The organism is Bacillus haikouensis, assembly GCF_013179555.1.
Lineage (GTDB): Bacteria > Bacillota > Bacilli > Bacillales > Bacillaceae_B > Rossellomorea > Rossellomorea haikouensis_A.
In genome coordinates this window covers 1-2,481 of the sequence record NZ_JABMCR010000433.1, presented here as the reverse complement: position 1 = coordinate 2,481, position 2,481 = coordinate 1, and the positions used below count along the sequence as shown (strand labels likewise).

Here is a 2,481-nt window from a genome sequence, read left to right as displayed (position 1 = left end):
CACGGTGGTGCTTTTTTCTGGCAGGTAAACAAATTCCAATTTGGTTTGTTTTGGTTCCTGCAACGTTGATGTCGGCTATTATCACGCTAACGGGGCTGAAGCTCAGTCCACAAATCATTCTGATGATGGTTGATGGGTCCATTACCAATGAGAATTGGGGACAATTTGTTCCCTTTTTATCCTGGCTGCCATGGGGGATATCGCTGGGGATAGCAAGCTTAGCCTATTATGTAAAAAGGCGGGGACGATGCAAGCATTGCGGTCAACTTTAACTCATTTTGATAACTCACAACAGGAATGTAACATAAGTATATCCTTAAATTTATGGGTAATAGAAGAGACAACTCTTATTTGATAAAAAACGGCAGATAACGTTATATGACATACCTATGCCTAATGAAGAAGGGTCCTCATTAGGTTTTTTATTTTACAAACAAAACTTTATTCTCCAGTTATTCCTTTAAGGGCCATAGTGGAACAAGAAATAGTAAGATGAGCTAGTAAAAACGATGAATTTTTAGTCCAATATAAAGTATAGAGGGGTGTTCAAAATATGAATAATCAACTTTTGGAGTCACCACTCATCTGTTGGTTCGCTTCCAAATACGCCATACATAAATAAATGTGTAAATTCTTTTCGGATTTCCACATCCAAGTTTTCTCTTACCTGGGGGTTACTCATCATCATAGATAGAGAATTCATGTACATCATAATAGCTTTTGCCGAAACCCCCTGTGCAATATCTCCCTCTGCTTTTCCTTGATTTATTAACTTTACAAATATCGGAAGGGATCTTTTTTCAGATAATTCTTCTATATATTGTCTAAAGTCAGGATCTTCAAACATGAAATTTTTCAATCCCTCACTATTTAACATTTCTTGATTTTTATACGATATTGATATCATTTTCTTAACTTTATCTTTAAAAGGCATCTCTTCATTATCAATGAGATCCTGAATCTCCTCAAATACTTCTTCTGACACTTGATAAAAAACTTGTTTCGCCAGCTCTTCTTTACTCCCAAAAAAATTATATATTGATGCTGGTGATACGCCAGCTCGTTCTGCGATTTCTCGTACACCAATCTCTCTTAAGTTTCGAGTTCCAACAAGATCTGTTAATGCATGTACAAGCTGCTTTTTTTTCTCATTTCTTCTTTTTTCAAACCCATTCATTATCTAATCACCTCACTAAGCATTTTAATACAATTTTATGGAACAAATCAAATATTTTGTTACATAAAGTATAGACAAAAAAGTTTAAAGTTGATAATATGTAACAAATAGTTTATTTTGTTATATAATTATTTAGTGAATGGAGTGAAATCAATGGAATTTCAAGAAATACTGGTTTGGGCTTTTCAGCGGCATCTAAATCCGTTAAGTTGGTATATTCGACCCGTCTTTTTAATCGTATTAGTCTATTTTGCATATAAACGCAGCTGGGAAGGTGTTATCATAACTTTTGTGTTCATGATGAGCAGTATGGTCTGGTTTCCAGCACCAGAGACGATTAACCCGCAAATGCAGGAAGTTTTGGAATACGAACAAATGCTTTTAAGTGACCCTGTTTCAGCTATTCTTACGATCGCTGTAATGATGGTTTCTGTGGGTTTAATCTTGATATCTTTTTGGAAGCATTCACTTAAACTTGGTTTGATCATATTGAATGTCAGTCTAATTGGAAAAGTAATCCTGTCGTTACTATTCACAGGCGAAAATGGATGGGGGCCTCTAGGCACCAGTATTTTTGGGCTAATTTTGGTAAATGGTGTCGGTGCGTTCATAATGTATAGAAAGCGAAAAAGTAATAAGTAAACTAAAGATGTGTGTTTATTCAGGAAAAGGGCTCAAGAGTTCAAGAGAGGGGCTGCTACGGCAATCCCTTATTTCTTATTCAACAAACGGAGCAGGTTAATGGAATAAGGTGGTCTATTTCGAAACATTAGTAAGGAACCTTCGTCTAAGTAATATATAGCTAATCCAAAGTCGTATTATTCTAAAGAAAGAGAAAGGGGACAGTATGTTTAAAACTTTATCAGGCAAACTTGCTGCTGTAATCTTATTGGTTTTTGTTATCGAGTTTATTGTATTTATGGTATCTGTATTTTCTAATAATGGTTTCGGAGCAATTGTGAATTTTATTCAATTTGCACCTATAACATCAATTTTAGGTTTGATATTTGGTTTGTTAGGCACTAAAAGAGAAACCGGTTTAGGCAAAACAATATCAATAATTACCTTAATCATTAGTATCATTTTTGTGGTTATCTCCTTGTTCCTTTTGTTCGGTTATTCATTTGGAGGATAGAGGAGCCTCTTCAATTAAAGGGGGCGTTTATTGAAGAACGTGTCCTTTTCCTGTATCGGGCCATTTAATGGAACATGGGAATTGCTCAGAATCATGATATTTGAAATAATTGGTATTATGCTGAAGAAGAAATTAAATAAATAGAGGTGAATTATTTTATGAAGCGAGT

The 2,481-nt window shown here is 34.8% G+C and carries 3 protein-coding genes and 1 pseudogene; 3 read left to right on the top strand and 1 reads right to left on the bottom strand.

Features of this window, described 5'->3' with window-relative positions:
• Window positions 1–272, top strand: a pseudogene (locus HP456_RS22730) (hypothetical protein); the annotation flags it as partial.
• Between the two features lie 302 nt (window positions 273–574).
• Here the strand turns inward: HP456_RS22730 and HP456_RS22725 are convergent.
• Window positions 575–1,177: a TetR/AcrR family transcriptional regulator gene (locus HP456_RS22725; protein WP_172255315.1), complete on the bottom strand. Its 603-nt coding sequence runs from the start codon at window positions 1,175–1,177 to the stop codon at window positions 575–577.
• Between the two features lie 153 nt (window positions 1,178–1,330).
• Here HP456_RS22725 and HP456_RS22720 point away from each other — a divergent pair, with 153 nt between their 5' ends.
• Complete coding sequence (locus HP456_RS22720) at window positions 1,331–1,819, top strand: hypothetical protein (RefSeq protein ID WP_172255313.1); 489 nt, start codon at window positions 1,331–1,333, stop codon at window positions 1,817–1,819.
• A 205-nt stretch (window positions 1,820–2,024) separates the two neighbouring features.
• The gene (locus HP456_RS22715; RefSeq protein WP_172255311.1) at window positions 2,025–2,312 is read left to right on the top strand and encodes a hypothetical protein; all 288 of its coding nucleotides are present in this window, start codon (window positions 2,025–2,027) and stop codon (window positions 2,310–2,312) included.
• Window positions 2,313–2,481 lie beyond the last annotated feature (169 nt).